The following is a 334-nucleotide window of genomic DNA, read 5'->3' as shown; positions in this document are numbered from 1 at the left end:
TGATCGACCGCATCACCAAGGACAAGGTGCCGCTCATCACCATCAATCACGGCCGCACCGATTCGACCGACGGTCGCGTGTTCCCCTACGTTTTTCCGCTGCTGCTCAATCCCTACAGCGAGACCTCGGGCATCGTGAACTACATCGCGAGCCGCGAGGGCGGGGTCGACAAGCTGAAGGACAAGAAGATCGTCGTGCTCTATCACGGCTCGCCCTATGGCAAGGAGACCATCCCGATCTACAAGCTGCTGGCCGACAAGTACCAGTTCAGCCTGGAACAGATCGAGGTGCCGCATCCCGGCAACGAGCAGCAGTCGCAATGGCTGTCGATCCG

1 protein-coding gene is annotated in these 334 nt (G+C 59.9%); it reads left to right on the top strand.

All coding sequences use genetic code 11. The features are described 5' to 3' along the window. The coding region (locus FNJ47_RS46850; protein WP_163163579.1) for an ABC transporter substrate-binding protein at positions 1–334 on the top strand (334 nt) is incomplete at both ends.

The sequence above is a fragment of the Bradyrhizobium uaiense genome, assembly GCF_010811875.1.
Classification (GTDB): Bacteria; Pseudomonadota; Alphaproteobacteria; order Rhizobiales; family Xanthobacteraceae; genus Bradyrhizobium; species Bradyrhizobium uaiense.
Note: the sequence above shows the minus strand (reverse complement) of the source record. Positions and strands in the feature narration are given on the sequence as shown.